The 25,851-nt window shown below is 72.2% G+C and carries 20 protein-coding genes and 1 pseudogene; 10 read left to right on the top strand and 11 right to left on the bottom strand.

From position 1 onward, the window contains the following. Positions 1-16: 16 nt before the first annotated feature. From trpS to ABEE00_RS33275, 3 genes and pseudogenes are all read left to right on the top strand, one after another. Positions 17-1,030 (top strand): tryptophan--tRNA ligase, encoded by a 1,014-nt coding sequence (trpS, locus tag ABEE00_RS33285; protein WP_345749518.1) that lies wholly within the window; start codon positions 17-19, stop codon positions 1,028-1,030. Between the two features lie 103 nt (positions 1,031-1,133). Next, positions 1,134-1,772, top strand: coding sequence for a 2'-5' RNA ligase family protein (locus ABEE00_RS33280; protein WP_345749517.1), 639 nt, complete (start codon positions 1,134-1,136; stop codon positions 1,770-1,772). Between the two features lie 171 nt (positions 1,773-1,943). Further along, a pseudogene (locus ABEE00_RS33275) lies at positions 1,944-2,768 on the top strand (YihY/virulence factor BrkB family protein); the annotation flags it as partial. 241 nt (positions 2,769-3,009) lie between these two features. Here the strand turns inward: ABEE00_RS33275 and ABEE00_RS33270 are convergent. After that, entirely contained in the window at positions 3,010-4,266 is a 1,257-nt protein-coding gene (locus ABEE00_RS33270) for a D-alanyl-D-alanine carboxypeptidase family protein (RefSeq protein ID WP_451918727.1), read from the bottom strand. A 244-nt stretch (positions 4,267-4,510) separates the two neighbouring features. On the opposite strand from ABEE00_RS33270, the gene ABEE00_RS33265 reads away from it, so the two are divergent. Next, positions 4,511-4,720 (top strand): SCO4848 family membrane protein, encoded by a 210-nt coding sequence (locus tag ABEE00_RS33265; protein ID WP_345749567.1) that lies wholly within the window; start codon positions 4,511-4,513, stop codon positions 4,718-4,720. 21 nt (positions 4,721-4,741) lie between these two features. Beyond that, entirely contained in the window at positions 4,742-6,067 is a 1,326-nt protein-coding gene (locus ABEE00_RS33260) for a metallophosphoesterase (RefSeq protein WP_451918726.1), read from the top strand. Here the strand turns inward: ABEE00_RS33260 and ABEE00_RS33255 are convergent. Together ABEE00_RS33255 and ABEE00_RS33250 are read right to left on the bottom strand one after the other, a co-directional pair. Next, the gene (locus ABEE00_RS33255) at positions 5,971-7,581 is read right to left on the bottom strand and encodes a sensor histidine kinase (protein ID WP_345749515.1); all 1,611 of its coding nucleotides are present in this window, start codon (positions 7,579-7,581) and stop codon (positions 5,971-5,973) included. The two genes, ABEE00_RS33260 and ABEE00_RS33255, sit on opposite strands and share 97 nt — an antisense overlap. Continuing rightward, complete coding sequence (locus ABEE00_RS33250) at positions 7,578-8,321, bottom strand: response regulator transcription factor (protein ID WP_345749514.1); 744 nt, start codon at positions 8,319-8,321, stop codon at positions 7,578-7,580. The genes ABEE00_RS33255 and ABEE00_RS33250 overlap by 4 nt, the downstream gene beginning before the upstream one ends. Before the next feature lie 179 nt (positions 8,322-8,500). Here ABEE00_RS33250 and ABEE00_RS33245 point away from each other — a divergent pair, with 179 nt between their 5' ends. Next, positions 8,501-11,065 (top strand): MMPL family transporter, encoded by a 2,565-nt coding sequence (locus tag ABEE00_RS33245; protein WP_345749513.1) that lies wholly within the window; start codon positions 8,501-8,503, stop codon positions 11,063-11,065. A gap of 94 nt (positions 11,066-11,159) precedes the next feature. Here the strand turns inward: ABEE00_RS33245 and ABEE00_RS33240 are convergent, their stop codons facing one another. From ABEE00_RS33240 to ABEE00_RS33230, 3 genes are all read right to left on the bottom strand, one after another. Beyond that, positions 11,160-12,449 (bottom strand): alpha/beta hydrolase family protein, encoded by a 1,290-nt coding sequence (locus ABEE00_RS33240; protein WP_345749512.1) that lies wholly within the window; start codon positions 12,447-12,449, stop codon positions 11,160-11,162. A gap of 64 nt (positions 12,450-12,513) precedes the next feature. Continuing rightward, a complete protein-coding gene (locus ABEE00_RS33235) occupies positions 12,514-13,521 on the bottom strand; it encodes a trypsin-like serine peptidase (RefSeq protein ID WP_345749511.1) in 1,008 nt (335 codons plus the stop codon). 150 nt (positions 13,522-13,671) lie between these two features. Continuing rightward, the gene (locus ABEE00_RS33230) at positions 13,672-14,907 is read right to left on the bottom strand and encodes an acyltransferase family protein (protein WP_345749510.1); all 1,236 of its coding nucleotides are present in this window, start codon (positions 14,905-14,907) and stop codon (positions 13,672-13,674) included. A 70-nt stretch (positions 14,908-14,977) separates the two neighbouring features. On the opposite strand from ABEE00_RS33230, the gene ABEE00_RS33225 reads away from it, so the two are divergent. Next, positions 14,978-16,435: a protein kinase domain-containing protein gene (locus ABEE00_RS33225; RefSeq protein WP_345749509.1), complete on the top strand. Its 1,458-nt coding sequence runs from the start codon at positions 14,978-14,980 to the stop codon at positions 16,433-16,435. Between the two features lie 93 nt (positions 16,436-16,528). Here the strand turns inward: ABEE00_RS33225 and ABEE00_RS33220 are convergent, their stop codons facing one another. The 5 genes from ABEE00_RS33220 to ABEE00_RS33200 form a co-directional block, all read right to left on the bottom strand. Then, on the bottom strand, positions 16,529-17,293 hold the full coding sequence (locus tag ABEE00_RS33220; RefSeq protein ID WP_345749508.1) for a succinate dehydrogenase iron-sulfur subunit: 765 nt from the start codon (positions 17,291-17,293) through the stop codon (positions 16,529-16,531). Next, positions 17,293-19,059: a succinate dehydrogenase flavoprotein subunit gene (gene sdhA, locus ABEE00_RS33215; protein WP_345749507.1), complete on the bottom strand. Its 1,767-nt coding sequence runs from the start codon at positions 19,057-19,059 to the stop codon at positions 17,293-17,295. Before sdhA ends, ABEE00_RS33220 begins: the two co-directional genes overlap by 1 nt. Before the next feature lie 29 nt (positions 19,060-19,088). Next, positions 19,089-19,574, bottom strand: a complete 486-nt coding sequence (locus ABEE00_RS33210) for a succinate dehydrogenase hydrophobic membrane anchor subunit (protein WP_345749506.1) — start codon at positions 19,572-19,574, stop codon at positions 19,089-19,091. Between the two features lie 6 nt (positions 19,575-19,580). Further along, entirely contained in the window at positions 19,581-19,961 is a 381-nt protein-coding gene (gene sdhC / locus ABEE00_RS33205; protein ID WP_345749505.1) for a succinate dehydrogenase, cytochrome b556 subunit, read from the bottom strand. Between the two features lie 281 nt (positions 19,962-20,242). Beyond that, positions 20,243-20,791 (bottom strand): 2-oxo-4-hydroxy-4-carboxy-5-ureidoimidazoline decarboxylase, encoded by a 549-nt coding sequence (locus ABEE00_RS33200; RefSeq protein ID WP_345749504.1) that lies wholly within the window; start codon positions 20,789-20,791, stop codon positions 20,243-20,245. A 236-nt stretch (positions 20,792-21,027) separates the two neighbouring features. Between ABEE00_RS33200 and ABEE00_RS33195 the strand changes: the two genes are divergently transcribed. The 3 genes from ABEE00_RS33195 to ABEE00_RS33185 all read left to right on the top strand — a co-directional run bounded on the left by ABEE00_RS33195 (position 21,028) and on the right by ABEE00_RS33185 (position 25,602). Then, positions 21,028-22,632 (top strand): beta-N-acetylhexosaminidase, encoded by a 1,605-nt coding sequence (locus ABEE00_RS33195; protein ID WP_345749503.1) that lies wholly within the window; start codon positions 21,028-21,030, stop codon positions 22,630-22,632. Between the two features lie 265 nt (positions 22,633-22,897). Then, on the top strand, positions 22,898-23,617 hold the full coding sequence (locus ABEE00_RS33190) for an RNA polymerase sigma factor (RefSeq protein ID WP_345749502.1): 720 nt from the start codon (positions 22,898-22,900) through the stop codon (positions 23,615-23,617). Beyond that, positions 23,617-25,602 carry a hypothetical protein gene (locus tag ABEE00_RS33185; protein ID WP_345749501.1) on the top strand — a complete coding sequence of 662 codons (1,986 nt, stop codon included), beginning with the start codon at positions 23,617-23,619 and terminating at the stop codon, positions 25,600-25,602. The genes ABEE00_RS33190 and ABEE00_RS33185 overlap by 1 nt, the downstream gene beginning before the upstream one ends. Positions 25,603-25,851 lie beyond the last annotated feature (249 nt).

The raw sequence follows: 25,851 nt of genomic DNA, 5'->3' as shown, positions 1-25,851 counted from the left end.
TGAGAGAATGAGGGACATGGCCAATGATCGTCCCCGCGTGCTGTCCGGCATCCAGCCCACCTCGGGCTCGTTCCACCTCGGCAACTACCTCGGCGCCGTGCGCCAGTGGGTGGGTATGCAGGAGACCCACGACGCCTTCTACATGGTGGTGGACCTCCACGCGATCACGATCCCGCAGGACCCGGCCGAGCTGCGCGCCAACACCCGCCTCGGCGCGGCCCAGTTGCTGGCGGCCGGCCTCGACCCGGAGCGCTGCACCCTCTTCGTCCAGAGCCACGTCCCGGAGCACGCCCAGCTCAACTGGGTCATGGAGTGCATGACCGGCTTCGGCGAGGCCTCCCGGATGACCCAGTTCAAGGACAAGTCGGCGAAGCAGGGCTCGGACAGCACCACGGTGGGGCTGTTCACGTACCCCTCGCTGATGGCCTCCGACATCCTGCTCTACCTCGCCGACCAGGTCCCGGTGGGCGAGGACCAGCGCCAGCACCTGGAGCTGACCCGCAATCTCGCGGAGCGCTTCAACGGGCGGTACGGCAAGACACTGACGGTCCCCGAGGCGTACATCCTCAAGGAGACCGCGAAGATCTACGACCTCCAGGACCCGTCGGTCAAGATGAGCAAGTCGGCGTCCACGCCGAAGGGCATCATCAACCTGCTCGACGAGCCGAAGGTCTCGGCGAAGAAGATCAAGAGCGCGGTCACCGACACCGGCACCGAGATCCGCTTCGACGAGGTGGAGAAGCCCGGGATCTCCAACCTGCTCACCATCTACGCGACCCTCACCGGCACCGGAATCGCGGAACTGGAGCAGCGCTACGCCGGCAAGGGCTACGGTGCACTGAAGACCGATCTGGCCGAGATCGTGGCGGACTGGGCCGGTCCGTTCCGGGAGCGCACCCAGCACTACCTGGACGATCCCGAGACGCTGGACGGCGTCCTGGCCAAGGGCGCGGAGAAGGCGCGCTCGGTGGCAGCGGAGACGCTGGCCCAGGTGTACGACAAGGTGGGCTTCCTGCCCGCGAAGTTCTGAGCGGCCCCGCGGGGCGCACGGGGCGCACCGCGGAGCACGGACACGGGTCACGGATCACAGATCACGGAAGACGGAACGGACGAAGGCGAAGGAGGGAGAAGCGGTGGGGACAGCGGGCACGGTGACACTCGGCGTATCGCTGGCCGTGCCGGAGCCGTACGGCAGCCTGCTCCAGGAGGCGCGCGCGGGCTTCGGTGATCCCGCGGCGCACGGCATTCCCACCCACATCACCCTCCTCCCGCCGACGGAGGTGGACGCGGCGTCCCGGCCCGCGATCGAGGCGCATCTGGCGCGGGTCGCGGCCGAGGGCCTCCCGTTCACGGTGCGGCTGTCCGGCACGGACACCTTCCGCCCGCTGTCCCCCGTGGTCTTCGTCCGGGTCGCCGAGGGCGGCCAGTGCTGCCACCGGCTCCAGGAGCGGGTGCGCGCGGCCGACGGGCCCCTGGTGCGCGAGCTGCACTTCCCGTACCACCCGCACGTCACCGTCGCGCACGGCATCGACGAGGCGGCGATGGACAAGGCGCACGCGGAGCTGGCCGGCTTCGAGGCGGCCTGGACGGTCGACGGCTTCGCGCTCTATGAGCAGGGGGCCGACCAAGTCTGGCGTCTCCAGCGGGAGTTCGCCTTCGGACCGCAGCCCAAAGGAGGGCCGCAGCCTTCCGCCGGAAACGGGCTCGGCGGCGCGGCGCTGACGGCGGTGCCGCGCCAGTCCCACGAGGCCGACTGCGCCCCGCTGGCCTGAGGCGTCCCGGGCCTCCGGCGCTTTTCGGCACCCCCGGTGCGGTTTCGGATGCGGTTTCGGACAGTCACGAAGATCGTGAAGTCCGGCGGTGCTGCGCCGAGTTGTACGGGGTACCCCCTACCCTGACGTGGTGATGGCACAACGCAGCGTGACCGCGGACGGGCGGTGCTCATGGACTGGCTGACGAAGCTTCCGGTGATCGGCCCCGCGGCGAAGTGGTTCTTCGCCTCCCGCATCTGGCGGGTCTACGAACATCTCACCGAGCGCAAGTGGTCCCGGCTCGCCGCGGCCATCACCTTCACCAGCTTCCTGGCGCTGTTCCCGATGCTGGCCGTCGGCGCCGCCATCGGCGCGGCCTTCCTCACGCCCTCCCGGATGCAGAGCCTCCAGAAGACGCTCGCCGACCAGGTGCCCGGCATCTCCGACCAGCTCGACCTCCAGTCGCTGGTGGACAACGCGGGCACCGTCGGGTTCATCGCCGGCGCGCTGCTGCTGTTCACCGGGGTGGGCTGGGCCGGCACGCTGCGCGAGTCGCTGCGCGCGCTGTGGGACCTGGAGGAGGACCCGGGCAACCCCATCCTGCTCAAGCTGAAGGACCTCGGCGCGCTGATCGGCCTCGGCGTCTTCGGGGTGGCCTCCTTCGCGGCCTCGGCCTTCGCGGTCAGCGCCGTGAGCTGGACCGCCAAGCAGCTCGGCCTGGTCGAGGGCGGCATCGGCACCGTGCTGCTGCGCCTCGCCGGGTACGCGGCGGCGGTCGCGGCCGACTTCCTGCTGCTCTGGTACGTGCTGACGGTGCTGCCCCGGGTGCGGCCGCCGCGCCGCTCGGTGCTGGTCGCCTGCCTGATGGGCGCGGTCGGCTTCGAGCTGTTGAAGGCGCTGCTCAGCGGCTATCTGCAGGGGGTCGCCGCGAAGAACATGTACGGCGCGTTCGGCGTGCCGATCGCGCTGCTGCTGTGGATCAGCTTCATGACCAAGCTGCTGCTGTTCTGCGCGGCCTGGACGGCGACGGGGCGGCGCAGCGTGCGGGATGCGGAGCCGCTGGCACCCGAGACGAAGGAGGAGCCCGGGGAGGACGCGGGGTCCGGGAAGGACGCGGAGTCCGGGGCGAAGGAAGGGGCCGGCGCGCAGGGAGAGCCCGGCGCGAAGGAAGGGGCCGGGGACGACGAAGCGTCCCCGGGCTCGGCCGAGGAGTCCGGGGACGCGACGAAGGGTCCGGCAGGGGAGCCGGAGGGCGGGCTCAGCCCTCGGCCCGCTCCGGGCGGCGGCGCATCCCCTTCGACTGCCCGCGCCCGGTCAGCGGCCAGCGGCGGTGCACCGCGTAACCCAGAGCGGCCAGCAGGGCCAGACAGCCGGCGGTGACGCCGATCGCGGTGCCCGCGCCGCCGGTCGGCTTCGCCTGCGCTGCGTGCTGCGCGTGGTGGGCCTTGGCGTCGTCGGAGGAGCCCGGCTTGTCGAGCGGCCCGGGCGCCACCAGGGAGCCGACCGGCTTGACCTTGTCAGCGGCGGCGAAGCCCCAGTCGAAGAGCTTCGCGGTCTCCTGGTAGACCAGCCGCGCGTCGCCCTTCTTGGGGTGCATGGCGGTCACCAGCAGTACGCGGTCGCCGTGCTGCGCGACGCCGGTGAAGGTGGAGCCCGCGTTGGTGGTCGTCCCGTTCTTGACCCCGGCGATGCCCGGGTAGGGCTTGAGGCCGGGGACGCCGGTCAGCAGCTTGTTGGTGTTCTGGATCGCGAACTTCTCGCGCTTCTTCTTCCCCGTCTTCTTGTCCTTCTTGGTCTCGCCGGGGAACTGCGCCTGCGCGGTGGACGCGTACTCCCTGAAGTCCGCCTTCTGCATGCCCGAGCGGGCGAAGAGGCTCAGGTCGTACGCGGAGGACACCTGGCCCTTGTGGTCGTACCCGTCGGGGCTCAGCACGTGGGTGTCGCGGGCGTTCAACTGCTGGGCGTGCTGGCGCATTTCGCGCACCGTGGCGTCGACGCCGCCGTTCAGGGCCGACAGCACGTGCACGGCGTCGTTGCCCGAGCGCAGGAACACGCCGCGCCACAGGTCGTGCACGCTGTAGGTCTCGCCCTCCTTCACACCGACCAGGCTGCTGCCCTGGCCCACGCCCGCGGTGTCGGCCGAGGTCACGCGGTGGGTCTTGTTCTTGTCGAGCTTCGGCAGCACGGTGTCGGCGAACAGCATCTTGAGGGTGCTGGCGGGCGCGAGCTTCCAGTGCGCGTTGTGCGAGGCCAGCACCTCGCCCGTCTCCGCGTCGGAGACGATCCAGGAGCGGGAGGTCAGGCCCTTCGGGAGCTTCGGTGCGCCCTGCCCGGGGTCAACCTGCGTGCCGGGGCGGCCCAGTTGACCGCCCCCGACGGTCGACATCTGCGCGGGTGGCTTCGGATCGGAGGGCTGGGGCTCGGCGTACGCGGGAGCGGCTGTCGCGGGAATGGTCAGTGCGGCGGTCGTGGCGGCGACCACCGCGACACAGCGGGATGAAGTCGGCACGACCATGAACGTACAGGGCCGGGCGCGTGTTGTGGACCGATGGTCCTATGAGTGTTGCCATACCGCGTTCGTTCGGCGGCCCCTGGTGAGGGATCGTTTTCACCTTGTGGCCATACTTGGCCTCATGCGCCACTCCTCCGAGACCACCGACGAGACCACCGACGAGACGTCCGAAAACTCAGCGGCCTCAGCCACCTCAGAGGGGCGCAGCACGGGCCCCCGCGTCCTCAGCCGCCCCGTCTCCTGGTTCCTGCTCGCCTTCGGGGTGTGGTCGTGGTTCGTCTGGATCACCTTCGTGAAGAACCTGTGGAAGGACGCGAGCGGCCTCGCCTTCGACAGTGCGGGCAGCCCCACGGCCTACTTCTGGATCCACCTCGCGCTGGCCGTCACGTCGTTCGTTCTGGGGACGGCGATCGGAGTGATCGGGCTGCGGGGGCTCCGCGCGCTGAAGCGCGCGTAGCACGCGGGAGGGGAGTGGGCGGTGGCGACGGTGCTGTTCGCGGTGGTCGGCGTGCTGGTCGTGGTGACGGTGCTCGGGAGCGTGCACCTGTATCTGTGGCGGCGCCTGGTGCGGGATGTCTCCGTACGGGGTGGCTGGTGGCGCCGCGCGGGTTCCGCCCTCGTGGTGCTGCTGCCGCTGTGCACGGTGGCCACGTTCGTCTCGGGCCGCGCGAACGCGCCCTTCGCGGTGGAGCGCGCCTTGGCCTGGCCGGGCTACATGTGGCTCGCCCTCATGATCTACCTGCTGCTCACGCTGGCCGTGGTCGAGCCGCTGCGGTGGCTTTTGCGCCGCAGGTGGGCACCTCCTGCTGCCCCGTCCGGCACCGCTTCGGGCCCGGAAACGCCGGACGCCGGTGCGGAGGCGTACTCACCGCCGGACAGCTCCGCAGGGGAGATTTCCGCCGCGGCGGGAAAGGGTTCTGTGGGCAGCGATGCGGCTGCGGCGGAAGAGGGTGATGCGGCGGGTGCCCCCGAGAAGGACCTCGCTCGTCGCGCGCTGCTCTCCAAGACCATCGCCATCGGTGCCGGAGCCGTCGCCGCCGCCACCGTCGGGACCGGGGCCTACGGGGTGCTCAACGGGCCCACGCTCAAGCGGGTCGCCGTGCCGCTGGCGAAGCTGCCGCGCGGGGCGCACAGATACCGGATCGCGGTCGTCAGTGACATGCATCTGGGGCCCATCCTCGGGCGGGCCCACACCCGCCGCGTCGTGGACCTCATCAACAGCACGCAGCCCGACATGGTCGCCATCGTCGGCGACCTCGTGGACGGCACGGTGGACGATCTCGGTCCCGCCGCCGACCCGCTGCGGGACCTCAGGTCGCGGGACGGCTCCTTCTTCGTGACCGGCAACCACGAGTACTTCGGCGACGCCCGCTCCTGGATCGAGCACCTGCGGACGCTGGACGTGCACCCGCTGGAGAACGCCCGCCGCGAGCTGCCGTACTTCGACCTCGCCGGGGTCAACGACGTACAGGGCGAGGAGACCGGGCAGGGGCCGGACTTCAAGAAGGCGCTGGGGGACCGGGACGCCTCCCGCGCCTCGGTGCTGCTCGCGCATCAGCCCGTACAGATCCACGACGCGGTGCGGCACGGCGTGGACCTCCAGCTCTCCGGGCACACGCACGGCGGCCAGCTCTGGCCCGGCAACTTCCTCGCGGGGCTGGCCAACCCCACCGTCGCGGGCCTGGAGCGCTACGGCGACACCCAGCTCTACGTCACGCGCGGCGCCGGGGCCTGGGGCCCTCCCGTGCGGGTGGGCGCCGAGTCCGACATGACCGTGGTGGAGCTGCACTCGGCCGACGCCTGAGCCGGACCACCGTCAGCGGGACCCGCGCCGGCCGTACCGGCGTCAACCGGGAGGGACACCCGCACGCTCAGACCCGCACCCGGAGCGGTGATCACCCGGACGGTACCGCCCAGGGCCTCGGCTCCGGCCCGTACGACGGACATGCCCAGGCCGCTGCCCGCGCCGCCGTCGGCGCGGAAGAAGCGGTCGAAGACGCGTTCCGCGTCCTCAGGGCGCATGCCGGGGCCCTCGTCGGAGACCCGCAGCACCCCGTGCCCGTCCTCCCTGCGCACCGCGACCGAGACCCGCGCGGGCTCCGGGGTGTGCATCCGCACGTTGGAGAGCAGGTTGCCGACGATCTGGCGCAGCAGCGGCTCGTCGGCCAGCACCCGTACGCCGTCGGCGCTGAACTCCACGGGCCTGCGCGGCTGTTGGGCGACCAGGTCCTCCAGTGCCTCGCGCGCCAGCCGGGGCAGGTCCACGGGCCGGGGCCGCAGCTCGGGGCGCTGGTCGAGGCGGGCCAGCGCCAGCAGCTCGTCCACCAGGCGGCCCATCCGCTCGGATTCGGCGATCATGCGGGTCAGCGCGCGTTCACGCTCGCCCTCGCCGCCGAGCATGCCCCGCTCGTAGAGCTGGAGGTAGCCGCGTATCGCCGCAAGCGGGGTGCGCAGCTCGTGCGAGGCGTCGGCGACGAAGCGGCGGAGCTGCGCCGCGGCGTGCTCGCGGGTCAGGAAGGACGCCTCGACCTGGTGCAGCATCGCGTTGAGCGCGAGCCGGAGCTGCTCGACCTCGCTCACCGCGTGCCGGCCTGGCGGTGCGGCGACCCGCCGCGAGAGGCCGAGGCCCTCGGTGGTGCAGCCGTCCGCGTCCGTGCGGTACTCCGCGCTGCCCTCGGCGATCGCCGAGGCGGTCTCCACCATGTCCTCCAGGGGCCGCAGCCTGCGCCGGGAGCCGAGGAAGGCGGCCGTGCCGAGCCCGGTCATCAGGATCACCCCGGCGAGGAGTTCGAGCCGGGCGACCTTGGCCATGACCTTGCCGACCCCGCTCGCCTCGCTGGCCAGCACGAGCACGCTGCCGTCGCCGAGCCGGAGCGCGGTGGCGCGGTACGGGGCGCCGGAGACGGTCAGGTCGTGCGCGGTGTCGCCGTGCCGCAGCCGGGCGGTGCCCGCGCCGGCCGCCGCCTCGGCGAGCGCGCGCTGCCGCGCGTCCGGAGCGCTGCCCGCCAGCCCGGTCACCGTGCCGTGCCGGTCGAGCAGCGCGTAGGCGCTGCGGCTGTCGGCGGCCTCGGTCAGCCCGTGCGAGCCGCGCACCTTGGTGGCCTCGCCGATCGCCGAGATCTCCTGGGCGGTGAGCCGGGCCCGGGCGATGTTGTCCCGGGTGTGCAGGAGCTCGGCGTCCACGGCCGACAGCAGGTAGTGCTTGACGCCCATCAGGCTGATGCAGGTCGCGACGACGAGGCCGAGCGCCAGCACCGCCAGCGTGCTCACCGTGATCTTCGCCCGCAGCGACCCGGGGCGCAGCCCGCAGAACCTCACGGCGTCTCTCCTGCCGGGGGCCGCAGCCCGTACCCCACGCCCCTGCGGGTGCGGATCAGCGGCGGGCCCAGCGGGGCCAGCTTGCGGCGCAGATAGCTGATGTAGGTCTCCACCACGGTGGACTCCACGGGCTGCTCGAACCGCCATACCTGGCGCAGCAGTTGCTCCTTCGGCACGATCCGGTCCGCGTGCCGCACCAGATGCCGCAGCAGCGCGAACTCGGTCGGCGTCAGATCCGCGCTCCGCCCGCCCCGCCGCACCGTGTACGTGGCCTCGTCCAGCTCCAGGTCGCCGTGGCGCAGCACCGGCGGGCGCGGCGCGGGCGGCGCGGCCGCCTCGGGCGCTCCCCGGGTGCGCCGCAGCACCGCGCGCAGCCTGGCCACCACCTCGTCCACGTTGAACGGCTTGGTGATGTAGTCGTCGCCGCCCAGCGTCAGGCCCTGCACCACCTCGGCCGGCGCGTCGCGCGCGGTGAGGAACACCACGGCCACATCGGCGCGTTCGGCGCGCAGCACCCGGCACACCGCGCGCCCGTCGCCGTCCGGCAGTGCGATGTCGAGCAGTACGGCGTCGGGGCGTACGGACCTGGCGGCGCTGACCGCCGAGCGCGCGCTGTCGGCGGTGGCCACCTCGAAGCCGTGGAAGCGCAGCGTGATGGCGAGGACGTCGGCGATGCTCGGCTCGTCCTCGACGACGAGGACGGTGGCCGTCGCCTCTCCGGGGACCCCGTGGTCCTTCATCTCCCCAGTATCGGCGCGGAATTGCGGATTCCCGGTGCGCAGGATGAGAGCTTCCTGAGAGTCATGCGCGCGCTCCCGCGCCCGTTCCCCGCGATCCCGAGGCTGGGCCCGTCATGCAACACCTCGGGGGAGGCCGCCCGGCGCATGCCGCCGGGCGGTTCCGGACGAAGGAGTGGGGGATGGCGGCACTCGCACGGTGGTGCCTGCGGCACCGGTGGACGGTGCTCCTGCTGTGGGTGGGGGCACTGCTGGGAACGGCCACGGCGAGCGGGGTGGCGGGGAGCGCTTACGCGAACGTGTTCAGCCTGCCGGGCACCGAGTCCTCGCGGGCCGTCGACCGGCTGGAACGTGCCTTCCCGGATCTCTCGGGCGACACCGACACGGTGGTCTGGCACACGGACGGCGGCAGTGTACGCAGCGCGCAGGTCCAGCAGCGGATGAACGCGGCGCTCGCCGACATGGCGAAGCTGCCGCAGGTCGGATCGGTCTCGGGCCCGTACAGGGGGCCCGGAGCGGCGGAGCGGATCAGCAAGGACGGCACCACCGCGTACGCCGAAGTGACCTTCACCAAGCAGGCGTTCGAGCTGAAGAAGGGCGACATCAAGCGGGTCGTGGACCGCGCGGAGCAGGCACGCGCCGGCGGTCTCAAGGTCGAGCTCGGCGGCCAGGCCATCGAGCAGGCGCAGGAGCCGCCGAGCGGTCTCGCGGAGGGCACCGCGCTGATCGCGGCAGGCGTCATCCTCTTCCTGGCCTTCGGCTCGCTCTTCGCGATGGTGCTGCCGCTGCTGAACGCGGTGTTCGCGGTCGGCATCGGCATCTCGGGCCTGATGCTGCTCAGCCACGTGGTGAACCTGCCCGATGTGGCACCGCTGCTCGGCTCGCTGATCGGGCTCGGCGTGGGCATCGACTACGCGCTCTTCGTCGTGACCCGGCACCGCAAGGCCGTACGCGCGGGGGTCCCGCCGCAGGAGGCGGCCGTGCGGGCCATGGACACCTCGGGGCGCGCGGTGCTGTTCGCCGGGGGCACGGTGTGCATCGCGCTGCTGGCGATGTTCACGCTCGACCTGCGCTTCCTGAACGGCATAGCGATCGCGACCACGACCACCACGCTGCTGAGCGTGCTGGCCGCCGCAACCCTGCTGCCCGCGATGCTCGGCTTCCTGGGCGTGAAGGTGCTCTCGCGGCGCGAGCGGCGGCGGATGGCGGACGAGGCGGAGACCGGCGCGGCTCCCCCGGTCAAGAGGGGGCTCGCCGCGCGCTGGGCCGGCGTGCTGGAGCGCAGGCCGAAGTCGCTGGCGATCGCCGCGGTCCTGGTCATGGCGGTGCTGGCGATCCCGGCGCTCTCGCTGCGGCTGGGCGCCAACGACCAGGGCAACCAGCCCGAGTCGCAGACCACGCGGCAGGCGTACGACCTGCTCGCGGACGGTTTCGGCGCGGGCTTCAACGGGCCGCTGCTGCTCGTCGCCGACACGCCGGGCGGCGCGAAGGACCGGGCGGCGCTGCGGGGTCTGGGGCAGGACATCGCGCGGATGCCCGGTGTGGCCAAGGTGGTGCCGGCCAAGGCGGCCCCGCCGGGTGCCGCGGCCTCGCCCGCCGCGGCCAGGACCGGGCTGATCCAGGTGATCCCCACGACCTCGCCGCAGTCGGTGCAGACGGACCGGCTCATCGACACGCTGCGCGAGAAGACCGTTCCGGCGGCCGAGAAGGGCAGCACGCTGCACGTGGACGTGGGCGGCGCGACGGCCATCCAGAAGGACTTCGCCAGCGTGGTGGGGGAGCGGCTGCCGCCGTTCATCGGGCTGATCGTGGGCCTGGGCGCGCTGTTGCTGCTGGTCGCCTTCCGCAGCCTGGTGGTGCCGCTGACGGCCGCGGTGATGAACCTGATCGCCGCTGCCGCCTCCTTCGGCCTGCTGGTCGCGGTCTTCCAGTGGGGCTGGGGCGTCGACCTGCTCGGCCTCGGCAAGGAGGGCCCGATCCTCACCTTCCTGCCGGTGATCATGCTGCCGCTGCTCTTCGGCCTGTCCATGGACTACCAGGTCTTCCTGGTGAGCCGGATGCACGAGGAGTGGGTGCACACCAAGGACAACGCGCGCGCCGTACGGGCCGGGTTCGCCGAGACGAGCCGGGTGATCACCTGCGCGGCGCTGATCATGATCTGCGTGTTCTCGTCCTTCGTGCTGAGCGGTGACCGCGGGGCGCTGATGGCGGGCATCGGGCTGGCCGGGGCGGTGGCGCTGGACGCGTTCATCCTGCGCACGATCCTGGTGCCGGCGCTGATGTTCCTGCTCGGGCGGGCCAATTGGTGGCTGCCCGGGTGGCTCGACAAGCGGCTGCCGCATATCGCGGTGGATCCGCCGGACGAGGCGGAGCACGCTTCGGAGGCGGAGCCTGAGCCATCGCCGTTGCTGCGCGAGCGCGAAATGGTCGCCGTGGGGGCGTCGTTGGGTGGTGCGGGCGCCGGGGCCGCTGACGGCTCCGCGGATGAGGAGACCGTTGTACGGGGTGTGGTGCGGGATCCCGTGGGTGCGCCGGTCGCGCATGCCTCGCTCAGCCTGCTTTCCGCTGACGGGCGGCAGTTGGCCGAGGCGCGGTCCGGGATGGACGGCGGGTATGTGCTGTCCGCGCCGGGCAGTGGGGCGTATCTCGTTGTCGCCACGTCTCCCGCGTTGGGGGCGGTGAGTGCGAGCGTGCTGGTCGCGGATCACGCGGTGGTGCTGGATCTGCGGGTGGAGCCGCCTGAGTAGGTGCGTGGTTGCGTGGGGCGGGCGGGTGCGGTCCGGTGTGCCCGCCCGTTCCGCCCCTCGGGCGGACCGACCGCCCACACCGCGTAGCGGTGATCTACCGGTCCAACAGCCCCAGCACCTGGGGCCAGCCGTTCTTCCTCGCGTACTGGTCCGAGCCCGTCGTCCCCCGTACGTCGCCGTTCTCGCCGCCGTCCTCTCCGGGCTGGCCGTAGGGGAACCAGTTCACGTGGTGGCCCGCTCCGGGGAAGAGCAACTGGCGCTGGCCCTGGGACTCGATGGCCTTCGCGGAGCCCGCCGAGTCCCACATCTTGTCGTTGCCGCCGGCGATGGCCAGGACCTTCCCCGTTACCCTGTCCAGCTTGATCGGGCCCGTCGGCACCGGCTTCCCGTGGTCGGCCCAGGCGGCCCGGCCCGTCGGGTAGGGGCCGATGACCTTCGAGGACGGCGCGTACGCGATCACGTCGCGGAACACCCCGGGACGCCGCTGCCCGAGCAGTTGGGCCGCCTCGCTGCCCCGCGAGTTGCCCATCACCGCCATGCGCCGCGGGTCGGCCGCCGGGTCCTCGCCCAGCAGCTTCGCGGCCCGCGTGAAGTAGTCCAGGTCGATCATGTCGATCGCGTTCGGCCGGTCCGAGCCCCTGCCGCAGCGGAAGTAGCAGACGGAGAGCGCCGGATGGCCGTGCGAGGCCAGCACCGCCGCGGCGAACTCGCCCGCGTTCCCGCCCTCCGAACCGCCGAACACCAGCACCGGGGCCTTGCGCGGCGCGCCCTTGTACGGCGCGTACAGCTCGCCGTCCACGCCGTCGGCGCGCATCGTCAGCTTCCGGTGCCGCGCGCCGTTCGGCAGCCACTGCCGGTTCAGCTCGGTGTGCGCGACCCGCTTCCCGCCCTCGTACGCCGTCAGCCGCACCTCGTACGAGCGCTGCTCGTCCGGCGTGCGGGTGTGGAAGGAGAAGGCGTCGCCCGAGCCCTTCTTCCTGGTGTCGGGCCCGGACAGCGGCTCCATGTCGGAGAGGAGCTGCATGCCGCGGTTCCCGAGCTCCACACCGCCGTCCCCGTCGGTCGTGAACCGCCGCTCGGCGCCCCAGGAGTGGCCCGCGCGGTCCTCGGCGCGGGAGCGCACGGTGATCGGCTCCTTCGCGGCGGCGCCCCGCACGGTGAGCCGGACGGGGGCGTCGGCGGGGGCCGTCGCCGGTGACGCCTCCAGCGCTGCGCCGTTCTCGTGCCGGCCGCCCTGTCCGCCGGAGCCGCCCTGGCCCGCCTGCTCCGCGCCGCAGCCCGCCGCGCCCAGCGCGAGGGCCAGCGCCAGCGCACCGGCCGCTCCCGCCCGTACGCTGCGTACTCCGCGCGCGTGTGCTCCGCGCCTTCCACTCCTCGCACTCACCCGGCGCACCTTACGCGCACCCGCCCGGCCGCACGGAGCGGCCGGGCGGAGCGCCGGAGGGACCTCAGCTCGCCGACGCCTTCTCGTACAGCGCCTTGGCGTCCTCGCCGAAGTACGGGCCGAACATCACGTTGGGCAGGAAGGTGTAGCCGAAGCTGTTCACCGAGGACTGCAGACCCTTGCCGGTCTTCTCGTCGAACTTGGTGAACCAGGGGCCGCCGCTGGAGCCGCCGGTCATGTTGCAGGACATGCCGTGGTCCTTGGACTGGAGGAAGTCCTTGAAGGTGCGGCCTGAGCAGTAGATCAGCTTCGAGCCGTCGTACGGGGAGGCCGCCGGGTAGCCGAAGGCGTACATGTCCTGCCGGTAGCCGGAGTTGAAGGAGAGGCCCTGGCCGCCGACGACGTCGGTGAGCTTCTTGCCGTCCAGCGGCGAGACGACGGCCGCGCCGACGTCGTAGTTGATGTCCTCGCTCTTCTCCCACTGCGGGGTGGTCAGCGTCTTGCTCGCGCTCCACTTCCCGTACGGGGCCTGGCCGTCGTGGTACCCGGGCACGAACGTCCAGTTGGTGTGCCACTTGCCCTCGAGCTTCACGCAGTGGCCCGCGGTGACGACGGTGCTCTTGTTTCCGCTGGTCACGGCGTCGCCTGAACAGGACGCCTGGCGGCCCTGGTAGGTGAAGAAGATCCGCCCCGTGGTCTTGGTGACCTCACCGCCGCCCGTCCACGGGCCGCCCTTCTGCGGGAAGGACTTCGTGCCGCTGCCGCCGCCCACCGGCGGGATCTCCAGGCTGTCCCCGCCGGGAACCGCCTTGCGTACCGTGTCGCCCGCCTTCCTGCCCAGCTCGGCCAGGTCCAGGGGCTTCGCCGAGCGCATCCGCTCCGCCGTCCAGAAGTCCGCCGCGTTCCCGCGCTGGTCGGCGCTCGGGCTGCTCTGCGTCGTGCTGTCCCCGGTCTGCGCGCCGGAGGCAGCGGCGGGCGAGGCGAGCGGGCCGACGGCGGCCAGCGAGGCGACGGAAAGGGCGGATATGACGGCGCCTGCGGCCCGCCGGGCCGTGCGGTTCGAAGATCTCACGCGGTACTCCTTCTGCTCGATTTCTGCTCGGTGCGGCTCTTGCGAACGGTCGGTGGCAGATGAGCGGTGCGTCGTACGCAGAGGCAAGCGTGCCCCGGAACCACCGCATCCGAACAGAAGTTGACGCCTCGTTGAGTGAACCCGTGACCCTCATTGAGCCGGTGCCGCACCCGCATCCCGCGGCACCCGCCGCATGCCGAACAGGAAGCGGGTGATCCGCGTCCGGCGCACCAGCACGTCATAGGCGGCCCACGTGCCCGCGAGCGAACAGACCACGATCACCGCGTACTTGACCGGAATCGGTGCGCTCCAGCCCACCACCCCGTACGCCACGGCCACCACGATCGGCTGGTGCAGCACGTACATCGGCAGTACGGCGGGGCCCGTGTACGCGGTGAACCTCCGGCGCCAGGGGTGCTCCTCGCGCGGGCTCCCGTGCGGGCCGACGTCCTCGCGCGCCGTGCCCCCGTCCACCGCACCCGCGCGCCGCGGCCTGTCCAGGAAGCCGAGCAGCGCCACCAGCGCGCACCAGCCCGTCGCCCCGAACAGCGCGCGTGCCACCACCGCGACCCCCTCCATCGAGGTGAGCGGGTCGTGCGCGAGGGAGAACCCGGGCGCGCTCGCGCCGAACATGCAGAGCCCGAGGACCAGCGCCGGCCACCGGTCCCGCCGCATCGCGGCCCGCAGCGCCGGACTGCCGGCCAGCACATAGCCGGCGGCGAAGAACAGCGCGTACGCCGACCTGTCCCAGCCCCCGTAGGCCGTGTCCAGGCCCAGCAGCGCGCACACCGCGGCGAGCGGCAGCATCGGCAGCGCCATCGCGGCGCGCGGCACCCGGCGCAGCGTGTGCCCGTCCGGCAGCCACCGCGCGAGCAGCGCCAGCAGCAGGCACAACTCCAGCAGCACGACCACGAACCACAGATGACCGGTCTCGAAGTACGGCCCGTCCAGCACGAACGGGAAGTCGCCCCAGGCCCAGTGCACGTCGAAGAAGCGCGGCAGGAAGTGCCAGTAGCTCACGTCGTACGAGGAGTGGTGCGAGCGCTCCCGCAGCCACTGCGGCAGCGGGCACAGCACACACGTGGCGAACACCAGCGGAACGCCCAGCCGCAGCAGCCGCTCCCGCACGAAGCCCGCCGTGCCGCGCCGGCGCAGCGAGTACCACGCGCCGAGCCCTCCCACCAGGAACAGCAGGGGCATCGCCCAGACCACGCCGAAGCCCGCGGTGATCCCTGTGACCGTGGTGGTCTCCGCGTTCTTGACGTAGAAGTCGTTCTCGGCGTCGAACACCAGCGAGGAGTGGAAGAGCACGAGACCGGCCACCACGAGGATCCGCAGCGCATCGAGCTCGCCGCGGCGTCCGGCGCCTTCCGGGGCCCCTGCCACACCGGGAGTGTCCGCCCGGGACGCCCGGGAGGCCATGGGGAGGAGAGGACTCCGTGGTTAGACTTCGAACATGGATCTTGCCCAGGGCCGCTACACCGTAGGGGAGTTGATCGGCGAGGGCGGCATGGCCGCGGTGTACGAGGCGTACGACACCGCACTGAAGCGGACCGTCGCGGTCAAGATGATGAGCACCGAGCTGGTCGCGCACGCCGCGCACCGCACCCGCTTCCGCCGCGAGGCCGAGGCAGCGGCGGCCTTCCAGCACCCGCACGTCGTCGCCGTGCACGACGTCGGCGAGGAGCCGGTGCCCTACATCGTGATGGAGCGGCTCTACGGGCAGACCCTCGACCACTGGCTCCGGCAGGGTCCGCTGCGCCCCGAGGCCGCGCTGGCCTGCACCTCCGAGGTCCTCGACGCGCTGCACGCCAGCCACGCGCGCGGCATGGTGCACCGGGACATCAAGCCGGCCAACGTGATGGTCGACAACAGCGGCGTGAAGGTCACCGACTTCGGGATCGCGCGCGCCCTGTACGACGCCGCGGCGGAGAACCGGCTCACCCAGACGGGGCAGGCCGTGGGCACCCCGCACTACATGTCGCCCGAGCAGTTCGAGGGGCGCGGCGCGCTGGACGGCCGCAGCGACCTGTATTCGGTCGGCGCGATGCTCTACGAACTGCTCACCGGGGCCCCGCCGTTCGACGGCGACTCGGTCTTCCAGATCGGCTACAAGCACGTCACCATGGCCCCGCCCTCGCTGGCCCGGACCGGAGCCCGGGTGCATCCCGCGCTGGACGCGCTGATCGCCCGCGCGCTGGCGAAGGACCCCGACGAGCGCTTCCCCGACGCCGCGGCGATGCGCGCGGAGGTGGACCGGCTGCGGGAGCGCGGGGAGGGCGCGTTCGCCGCGCCGCCGCAGGCCGCGGACTCCGACACGATGCGCATGCAGCAGGTGCCGCGCTCCTCGGTACCGCGCTCGTCCCCCGTACCGCAGTCCCAGCCGTCCGGGCCGCAGCCGTCCATGCCGCAGTCGCCGGTGCCGCAGTCGTCCCCCGCGCCGCCGCCCGCCGCGCATCCGGCGTACGCCTCGCCCGTGCCGCCGACGGGGCAGCCCGGGGCGCCGGCGGGGCAGTACCCGGCGCCGACGGGGCCGCCGCCCGCGCCCGTACCGCAGCAGCAGGCCGCCTTCGGGGCCGGTCCCGGGATCGCCCCGACGGGCTCGCCCGCGCCGAAGCGGACGAAGCTGCCGACGCTTCCCGAGCACTGGCGCGGCCTCTACCTCTCGTACGGCATGTTCGCGGTCGGCGTCGTGCTGGTGGCGGCCCTCTCGGGCATCGGAGGGCCCATCGCCTACGTTCTGCAGCTACTGCCGCTGGCCGCCTCGCTGTACGGGTTCTGGGCGGGCCTGCGCTGCGCCCTGTGGCCCAAGCGCGAGCACCCGAGCCGCGCCGCGAACACGACCCGCCTCGCCGCGGGCGGCGCGATGTTCCTGCACCTGTGCCTGCTGACGCTGGTCAGCAACCAGATGTGACCCCGCCCAGGCAACGACGAGGCCCCGCCACCCACGAGGGGTGACGGGGCCTCGTACCGGCTCATCCGCCGGAGGCTTCCTCGGGACCGAGGATCAGAAGCGCCGCGTGATCAGCGCCTTCTTGACCTCCTGGATCGCCTTGGTGACCTCGATGCCGCGCGGGCAGGCGTCCGTGCAGTTGAAGGTCGTGCGGCAACGCCACACGCCGTCACGGTCGTTGAGGATCTCCAGGCGCTGCTCACCGGCCTCGTCGCGCGAGTCGAAGATGAAGCGGTGCGCGTTGACGATCGCCGCCGGGCCGAAGTACTGGCCGTCGTTCCAGAACACCGGGCACGAGGACGTGCACGCGGCGCACAGGATGCACTTGGTGGTGTCGTCGAAGCGGGCGCGGTCCTCGTCCGACTGGTACCGCTCGCGGGTCGGCTCGTTCCCGGAGGTGACCAGGAACGGCATGACGTCCCGGTACGCCTGGAAGAACGGCTCCATGTCGACCACCATGTCCTTGAGGACGGTGAGGCCCTTGATGGCCTCGACGGTGATCGGCTTCTCCGGGCCGATGTCCTTCAGCAGGGTCTTGCACGCCAGCCGGTTGCGGCCGTTGATCCGCATCGCGTCCGAGCCGCAGATGCCGTGCGCGCAGGAGCGCCGGAAGGTCAGCGAACCGTCCTGCTCCCACTTGATCTTGTGGAGCGCGTCCAGCACCCGGTCCTTCGGGTCCATCTCCAGCGTGAAGTCCTCCCACCACGGCTCGGAGGAGACCTCGGAGTTGTAGCGGCGGATCCGGAAGGTGACGGTGATCAGGTGCGGGACGGAAGGCTCGGCGTCGACTGCTTCCTTGTCCATCACTGCGGTGCTCATCAGTACTTACGCTCCATCGGCTGGTAGCGGGTCTGCACGACCGGCTTGTAGTCCAGCCGGATCGACTCGGTGCCGTCGTCGCCCACCTCGCGGTACGCCATGGTGTGCCGCATGAAGTTGACGTCGTCGCGGTTCGGGAAGTCCTCGCGGTAGTGGCCGCCGCGCGACTCCTTGCGTGCCAGCGCCGAGGTGGCGGTGACCTCGGCGAGGTCGAGCAGGTTGCCCAGCTCCAGGGCCTCCAGCAGGTCGGTGTTGAAGCGCCTGCCCTTGTCCTGGACGCTGATGTTCCGGTAGCGCTTGCGGAGCTCGCCGATCTCCTCGACGGCCTCCTTCAGCGTCTGCTCGGTACGGAAGACCATGACGTTCTTGTCCATGCACTCCTGGAGCGCACGGCGGATGTCGGTGACCTTCTCGTTGCCGGTCGCGTCGCGGAGGTTCTCCACCTCGTCGTCCACGAACTTGGTGGGGTCCTCCGGCAGCTCGACGAAGTCGGCGGTGGACGCGTACTCGGCGGCCGCCACACCGGCGCGCTTGCCGAACACGTTGATGTCCAGCAGCGAGTTGGTGCCCAGGCGGTTGGCGCCGTGCACGGACACGCAGGCCACCTCGCCCGCCGCGTACAGGCCCGGGATGACGGTGGTGTTGTCCGCCAGCACCTCGCCCTGCACGTTGGTCGGCATGCCGCCCATCGCGTAGTGCGCGGTCGGCTGGATCGGCACCGGGTCGGTGTAGGGCTCGATGCCCAGGTACGTGCGCGCGAACTCGGTGATGTCCGGCAGCTTGGCGTCGAGCTGCTCCGGCGGCAGGTGCGTCAGGTCCAGGTAGACGTGGTCCTTGTCCGCGCCGCAGCCGCGGCCCTCGCGGATCTCGGTGTAGATCGCGCGGGAGACGACGTCGCGGCTCGCCAGGTCCTTCATGACGGGCGCGTACTTCTCCATGAAGCGCTCGCCGTCCTTGTTGCGCAGGATGCCGCCCTCACCGCGCGCACCCTCGGTGAGCAGGATGCCCATCTTCCAGATGCCCGTCGGGTGGAACTGGAAGAACTCCATGTCCTCCAGCGGCAGCCCGCGCCGGAACGCCGCGGCCTGGCCGTCGCCGGTCAGGGTGTGCGCGTTCGACGTGACCTTGAAGAACTTGCCGTTGCCGCCCGAGGCGAACACCACGGACTTCGCGTGGAAGACGTGGATGTCGCCGGTGGCCAGCTCGTACGCGACGACGCCCGCGGTCCTGCGGGTGCCGTCCTCGTCGGTGTTGAGCAGCAGGTCCAGGACGTAGAACTCGTTGTAGAACTCCACGCCCTCCTTCACGCAGTTCTGGTACAGCGTCTGAAGGATCATGTGGCCCGTGCGGTCCGCCGCGTAGCAGCTGCGGCGGACGGGGGCCTCACCGTGGTTGCGGCTGTGACCGCCGAACCTGCGCTGGTCGATGGTGCCGTTCGGGGTCCGGTTGAACGGCAGACCCATCCGCTCCAGGTCGAGGACGGAGTCGATGGCCTCCTTCGCCAGGATCTCGGCGGCGTCCTGGTCGACCAGGTAGTCGCCGCCCTTGATCGTGTCGAAGGTGTGCCACTCCCAGTTGTCCTCCTCGACATTGGCGAGCGCCGCGGCCATGCCGCCCTGCGCAGCGCCCGTGTGCGAGCGGGTGGGGTAGAGCTTCGTCAGCACGGCGGTGCGGCTGCGCTTCGTCGACTCGATGGCGGCGCGCATGCCGGCGCCGCCCGCGCCGACGATGACGGTGTCGTACTTGTGGATCTTCGCGTTGTTCATGGGAAACCTCAGCCCTCAGCCCCGGTACGTCAGCGGATGTTCGGGTCGAAGGTGAAGATCACCAGCGTGCCCAGCAGGACGGTGAACACCGTGGCGGTGTAGAGCAGCATCTTCAGCCAGAAGCGGGTGTTGTCCCGCTCCGCGTAGTCGTTGATGACCGTGCGCAGGCCGTTCGCGCCGTGCAGCATCGCCAGCCACAGCATCAGCAGGTCCCAGACCTGCCAGAACGGCGAGGCCCAGCGTCCGGCCACGAAGGCGAAGCCGATCTTGCTCACGCCGCCGTCCAGCACGAGCTGGATCAGCAGGTGGCCGAGGACCAGCACCACGAGCACGATGCCGGACAGGCGCATGAACAGCCAGCCGTACATCTCGAAGTTGGTCCGCGTCGACTTCGGGGTCTTGGCGGTGCGCTTGCGCGGGGGCTCGATGTAGGGAGCCGGGTTCTCGACGTCGTACAGGCGCGCGTCCTCGGCGGGCTCGGTCGCGCCGGCGTCCTTGGCGGTCTCGGTCGACATCTTTCATCAGCTCCCGAACAGCGAACGCAGCGTGTGCTGGAGGACGGGGTAGAAGGCACCGATCATCAGCACGATCCAGACGCCCATCACCGTCCACAGCATCTGCTTCTGGTACTTCGCGCCCTTCGACCAGAAGTCCACGGCGATGACCCGCAGGCCGTTCAGCGCGTGGAACAGGATGGCGGCCACCAGGCCGTACTCCATCAGGTTGACGAGTGGCGTCTTGTAGATAGCGACGGTGTCGTCGTACGCCTCTGGCGAGACGCGCACGAGCGCGGTGTCGAGGACGTGCACGAACAGGAAGAAGAAGATGAGGACGCCGGTGACTCGGTGAGCCACCCAGGACCACATTCCTTCCCGGCCGCGGTACAGCGTTCCAGCCGGCACGGAAATTACCTCTCCGGGAGCGGATGTCGGGGCCAGCCGCTCACCTCTCACAGGCAGTGCAGCGATGTCGGTCGGGCCCGGCCGGGTACGGTCCACCGGCCTGGGTCATCGTAGCGACGCCGTGTCGGAACCCCGTTGGCGGGTGCACGGGTGTGATCAATCAGGCACGGATGGGGCATCCGGCGCGGGTGCCCGGAGCAACGCGGGTCACGCCCGGCGAAGGGCGGTGAGGCCCCGTGTGCCCGCGCGATGCGGGCCGGACGACCCCGCTCCCCGGGGGCTCAGTCGGGCCCGACGAGCCGGGTCAGCCGTCCGCGCGCCAGCCTGCGCAGCTCCTCGGCCGTCGCCTCGCGCTCCCGCTCCGGGTCGTTGCCCAGCCGTCCGCGGATGCCGGCCAGCACCTGGTCGAGCCGCTCGTCGCGGGACCACCCGTCCAGGCAGATGACGAAGGCGTGCCCGAACCTGCTCTCGTACGCGGCGTGCGCGGCCCGCAGCGCGGTGTGCGCCGCCAGCAGCCCCGGCTGGTCGGAGAGCGGATGCTGGGCCGACTCCTCGGCCAGCGCCTCGCCCAGGTCCTCGGCCGTCAGGTCGTAGCTCGCCTCGTCGGCCGCTGCCAGCAGCGCGTCCAGGTCCGGGTAGGGGCGGTGCGCGGTGAGCCGCGCGGCCCAGCGGCGGCTGCCGCAGCAGCGCCCGAGCGCCTCCTCGGCCTGCGCCGGGGGTGCGGCGTTGAACCCCTCGATCCCCGCGAATTCGCCGCCCCGTGTGTCCGATGTCACTCCGCCGTCGCCGCCGGTGCCGCGGGGCCAGGTTCGGTCGGTGGACGAAGGCATGGCTGCGGGGGCGGGTCCTTTCCGGTGCGGGTGCTCCGTGCCGCATCGGGCCGGAGGAGATTGTGCAGATTCAGGAAGCTTGTGAGCTTGGCTACAGCCGAGCTGAGAAGTTGGCGTCACCGTAGCTACCGATGCGCTCAACGATCCGACGAATGCGCGAATTTCACCCGGATGGGAGCGCTCCGTAGTCGCATAGCTGACGGAGAGATGCCGGAAAGGGGCAATACCGTATTCGTATGGGACGTAACTGGCCAAAACCGCTTGTCGTTTCGACCGCGGTCCTCGGAGCGGGGGCCGTGGCGGCGGGCACGTTCGCGCTGACCGGCTGCGCAGGCGGCTCCTCGGACGCGGGCTCGGGCGACGGCCGTAATGACGACAGGCAGCAGGAGTCCGTTCCGGCGCCGCCTCCGGCGGGCCCGGCGGAGAAGGGGCCCGCGCCGCGCGCGATCCCCTCCGTGCGGGACTGGCAGCCGGTGCGCGGCACCGGCTGGAAGCCCTCGGAGCACAGCCGCGTGGTCGCCGGAAAGGCGTCGCTGGAGGACGAAGGGCGGCTCCTCGCGAAGGAGTTGAAGATCCCCTTCGAGCGCACGGCGAAGGCGCGGCCCGGCGATGTGTCGCTGGACCAGGGCAAGGGCCTCGGCCGCGAGGAGTACGAACTCACCACCCGCAAGGGAGAGGTGACGATCAAGGGCGGCGGCGCGGGTGTGTTCTACGGCACACGCACCCTCGAGCAGGGCATCGCGGACCGCGGCCGGATCGCCGAGGGCACCGTGCGGGACGAGCCGGACCGTCCGCAGCGCGGCTTCTCGCTGGACGTGGCGCGCAAGCACTTCAGCGCGGACTGGATCGAGGACCGGGTGAAGGAGATGGGCGAGCGGAAGCTCAACCAGCTCCAGCTCCACCTCACCGACGACCAGGCGTTCCGCATCCAGAGCGACAGCCACCCCGAGGTGGTCTCGAAGCCGAACCTCTCCAAGGAGCAGATCCGGCGGATCGTGAAGCTCGCGGAGTCCCGGCACATCTCGGTGATCCCCGAGTTCGACTCCCCTGGCCACCTGGGCGCGGTGATCAAGCAGCACCCCGACCTCCAGCTCCGCGACAGGAACGGCGCACCGACCCGCGGCGCGGTGGACATCACCAAGCCGAAGGCCGGGAAGATCGTCGACGATCTGCTCAAGGAGTACGCGGACCTCTTCCCCGCCACGTACTGGCACCTGGGCGGCGACGAGTACCAGGCGCTGACCAAGCAGAACCCCGAGGCCAGCTATCCGGAGCTGACCGCGGCCGCCAGGAAGAAGTACGGCAGCGGCGGCAAGGTGCAGGACCTGGCGACGGACTGGATCAACGACCGCGCGGAGACCGTGCGCAAGCTCGGCAAGACCCCGCAGGTGTGGAACGACGGCATGCACCGGCAGGGCCGCGCCAAGCCCCAGAAGGGCCGCGAGGTCGCGTACTGGACCGGCAAGGAGATCGGCGCCCGGCAGCCCCAGGAGTACCTGAAGGAGGGCTGGAAGACCGTCAACCTCAACGACGAGTACCTGTACTACGTACTGGGCCAGCCCAACGACTTCACGTACCCGACCGGCGAGCGGATCTACAAGGAGTGGACCCCGGCCGTGCTGCGCGGCAGCGAGGCGGTGCCGAAGTCGCTGTCCGGGCCCGACAAGGTGCCGGGCGGGCGGTTCGCGGTGTGGGGTGACATTCCCGACGCGCAGAGCCAGAAGCAGGTGGCCGAGGGCATCAGGATGCCGCTCGCGGCGACCGCGCAGAAGCTCTGGGATCCGGAGAAGCCCGGGCAGTCCTGGCCGGAGTTCGAGAAGCTGGCCGACAGGCTGGAGTGAATCCGGAGTGAAATCGGGCCCGGAAGCGGGCCGGTGAAGCGAAGACGGCCGGGGTCGCCACCCCCCACAGGAGAGACCCCGGCCGTCGTCGAGTACGGGCGCGTCGGCCCGTACTCTCCTCAGCGCCCCTTGTCGGCAAACTGTTACGGGACGGTCCGGCATGGACGGACCAGCGGGCTTGGCCTTAGCGTTCTGCATCGCGTCGGCGCCGGTGGGGCGGACGCGGGACCAGAGCCATCGCGAGATCGCGGAGAGAGACACGGGCGTGCAGCGGGACGACGCGGAACTGACCTCCGCCGTGCGCGCGGCTCAGGAGGGCGACGAGTCCGCCTTTCGTGAGGTGTACCGCGCGGTGCATCCGCGTCTGCTCGGCTACGTCCGCACGCTGGTGGCCGACCCGGACGCGGAGGACGTGGCCTCGGAGGCGTGGCTCCAGATAGCCCGCGACCTGGCGAAGTTCAAGGGGGACGCGGACAGGTTCCGCGGCTGGGCGGCGCGGATCGCGCGCAACCGCGCGCTGGACCACATACGGATGCGCGGCCGCAGGCCCGCCGTCGGCGGCGACGAGAGCGAACTCACCGCGCTGCCGGACGCCTCGGACACCGCGGAGTCGGCGCTGGAGGCGCTCGGCACGGGCCGCGCGATGCGGCTGATAGCGCAACTGCCCCAGGATCAGGCGGAGGCCGTGGTGCTGCGGGTGGTCGTCGGCCTCGACGCGAAGGGCGCGGCCCAGGTGCTCGGCAAGCGGTCCGGAGCGGTGCGCACCGCCGCGCACCGCGGACTGCGCAAGCTGGCGGAGCTGCTGGAGGAGACTCCACACGACCCGGACGCGGAGCCGGGCGCTGACCCGGAGGAGGGCCCGGGGGAGAACCCCGGGGAGCTGCCCGGGGACGGGGATCCGCAGAGGGGCGGCGGACCGCCGCAGCAGGGGGAGACGGCGCGTGGTGTGACGCGCAAAGCCACGCGAACGCTGAGGGAAACGTGATGGCGGACGACCGGTACAAGTGGCTTGACGGAGACGCTGCGGAGCGCTTGCTGCGCGGCTTGCCGGTCGACGCGCACGGCGGCGCCACCGACGGCGGGAACGGGAACGGCGGCCCGGGGGAGGGCCCCGGGGACGGCCGGGGAAACGGGAACGCCCGTAGCGGCGCGGAGCAGGAAGCCCCCGCGGAGTCCGCCGCCGAATCCGCTGCCGGGAGCGTGCGGGCGGCCGCGAGCGCGGGCGCGGGCACCGGCGATGACGGCGTGGCGGGTCTCGAGGCGGCGCTGCGCGAGCTCGCGGAGGCCCCGGCGCTGGCGGCAGGGCAGGGCCCGCTGCCGGGCGAGGACGCCGCCGTCGACGCCTTCCGTTCCGCTTACGCGGGTGTGCTGCGCAGCGGTTCGGTCGGGCTCGGCGCCGCGGGCGCCCGGGGCGCGGGCTCACCGGAGGCAGGAAAGGCGGGGCGGCGCAGCCGCGGCTCGGGCCAGTTGGCGCGGCCCTTCAAGGCGGGCTTCGCGATCGCGGTGGCCGGCTGCGCGCTGGGCGGCGTCGCGGTGGCGGCGAGCACCGGCGTACTGCCCACGCCCTTCGGCGGCGGGGGCACGCCGGCGAGCAGCGCCTCCCCGGTTGCCAGCCCCTCCGGCGCGGGCGGCGCCGACGACGAGGAGCAGGCGCAGGGCGGCGCGAGCACGCTGCCCGACCACCCGCACGGCGACGCGGGCACCCAGGGCAGGAGCCCCTCGCCGGGCGACGGCGGCACGTACGGCGACCACGGCAAGGACAAGGGCAAGGGCCGCGACAAGGGCAAGCACAAGGGTTGGGGCGGCGACCGCAAGAAGGCGGCGCTGGTGCGCCAGCTCTGCTCCGCGTACGACGACGAGGAGCTCTCCGGCGCCGACCGCAGGAAGCTGGAGCGCGCGGCGGGCGGGCCCTCCGAGGTGCCGAAGTTCTGCGCCGAGCACCAGCACGGGCACGGCAGACCGGGGCACGGCGGCGGCAACGGCGGCGGACACGGGCACGGCCACGGCGTCTCGCTGCCGTCCGTCACCACGGGCGTCGGGGTGGGCGGCGCCGACTCGCGCGGCCAGGGCGGTTCGGACCACGGCGGCTCGGGCCACGGCGGTCAGGGCGGCCGGGGCGGGGGCAACGGCGGCTCCGGCGGCGGCAGTTCGGGCGGCTCGGGCGACGGGGGGAGCGGCCCAGGGGGCGGTTCGGGTCTCGGCCCGGGCCATGGCGGAGGACACGGCGGGGGACACGGGCACGGCGGCGGCCACGGGAACGGTGGCGGCGGTGGTCCCGGACACGGCGGAGGCGGCGGCGCCCCTCCGCACCACGGCGGCGGCCACCGCCCCGGCGCGGAGCCGGGCGGCGGCGAGCGCGGCGACGGCAACGGCCAGGGGAACGGCGGGCGCAGGGCGGGAGGAAACCATTCGCCTGAGCGCCCGGGAGGCCACGGCGGTGGCCCGGGGCCCGGCCACGGCGGCCATCACGACGGCAATCACGGCGGCGGGCGAGGGCCCGGCGGCCACGGCGGCAACGCGAGTCCGGGTCCGGGTCACGGCGGAGGCGGCAACGGCGGCACGGACGGGCGCGGCGCAGCACACCGTCCGCCGGACGGCTCCGGCGCGCACTCCGGGGGCGGCGAGCGCGGCTCCCGCCCGGGCGGCGACGGCCGGCAGCATGGCGGCCCGCAGCACGGCGGCCCGGACCGCAACGGCGGCGGCGACGCGGGCGCAGCGGGCGGCACAGGCAACGGCGGGACCGGCGACTCCGGCGGAGCCGGCGGCGGGACCGCTGGCGGAGCGGACCGCCAGACCGACGCCGGATCCCAGGACCGCCCCGCGACGGACGGCGGCTCCACCACAGGTGGCTCCAGCACGGGCGGCCCCACCGCAGATGGCTCCCACACCGGCGGTTCCACCTCGGGCGGCTCCAGCCCAGGCGGTTCCGACTCCGGTGGCTCCAACACCGGTGGCCCCGCGGGCGGTTGACCCGCGAGTGCACCCCCAGCCACCTCGCGGATGACGCACGGCCAGGCACCGGCCCGCGCCGCGTGACGCAGCACACACCGCACGGTGTGACACTTTCGGGGACAGCGACGCAGTTGAAAGTGAGCCGACTGGTCATCGGCTGCGCGAGAGACCCGAGGTTCCCCCCGTACCTCAGGGTTCGCGCGAATGGCGCGGGCGGGACACGTTCCCCCGGTCCCGCCCGCGCCCCGCTGCGTTCGTTTCTTCCGC

The sequence above is a fragment of the Streptomyces odontomachicola genome, from assembly GCF_039605595.1.
In the GTDB taxonomy this organism is placed as follows: Bacteria; Actinomycetota; Actinomycetes; order Streptomycetales; family Streptomycetaceae; genus Streptomyces.
Note: the sequence above shows the minus strand (reverse complement) of the source record. Positions and strands in the feature narration are given on the sequence as shown.

Excerpts from the sequence above, each read along its gene's own strand:
- trpS (WP_345749518.1), top strand. The coding sequence starts at position 17 with ATGGCCAATGATCGTCCCCGCGTGCTGTCCGGCATCCAGCCCACCTCG.
- ABEE00_RS33270 (WP_451918727.1), bottom strand. The coding sequence starts at position 4,266 with ATGGTCGTGCCGACTTCATCCCGCTGTGTCGCGGTGGTCGCCGCCACG.
- ABEE00_RS33250 (WP_345749514.1), bottom strand. The coding sequence starts at position 8,321 with ATGAAGGACCACGGGGTCCCCGGAGAGGCGACGGCCACCGTCCTCGTC.
- ABEE00_RS33245 (WP_345749513.1), top strand. The coding sequence starts at position 8,501 with ATGGCGGCACTCGCACGGTGGTGCCTGCGGCACCGGTGGACGGTGCTC.
- ABEE00_RS33225 (WP_345749509.1), top strand. The coding sequence starts at position 14,978 with ATGGATCTTGCCCAGGGCCGCTACACCGTAGGGGAGTTGATCGGCGAG.
- ABEE00_RS33220 (WP_345749508.1), bottom strand. The coding sequence starts at position 17,293 with ATGAGCACCGCAGTGATGGACAAGGAAGCAGTCGACGCCGAGCCTTCC.
- sdhA (WP_345749507.1), bottom strand. The coding sequence starts at position 19,059 with ATGAACAACGCGAAGATCCACAAGTACGACACCGTCATCGTCGGCGCG.
- ABEE00_RS33210 (WP_345749506.1), bottom strand. The coding sequence starts at position 19,574 with ATGTCGACCGAGACCGCCAAGGACGCCGGCGCGACCGAGCCCGCCGAG.
- ABEE00_RS33200 (WP_345749504.1), bottom strand. The coding sequence starts at position 20,791 with ATGCCTTCGTCCACCGACCGAACCTGGCCCCGCGGCACCGGCGGCGAC.
- ABEE00_RS33195 (WP_345749503.1), top strand. The coding sequence starts at position 21,028 with ATGGGACGTAACTGGCCAAAACCGCTTGTCGTTTCGACCGCGGTCCTC.
- ABEE00_RS33185 (WP_345749501.1), top strand. The coding sequence starts at position 23,617 with ATGGCGGACGACCGGTACAAGTGGCTTGACGGAGACGCTGCGGAGCGC.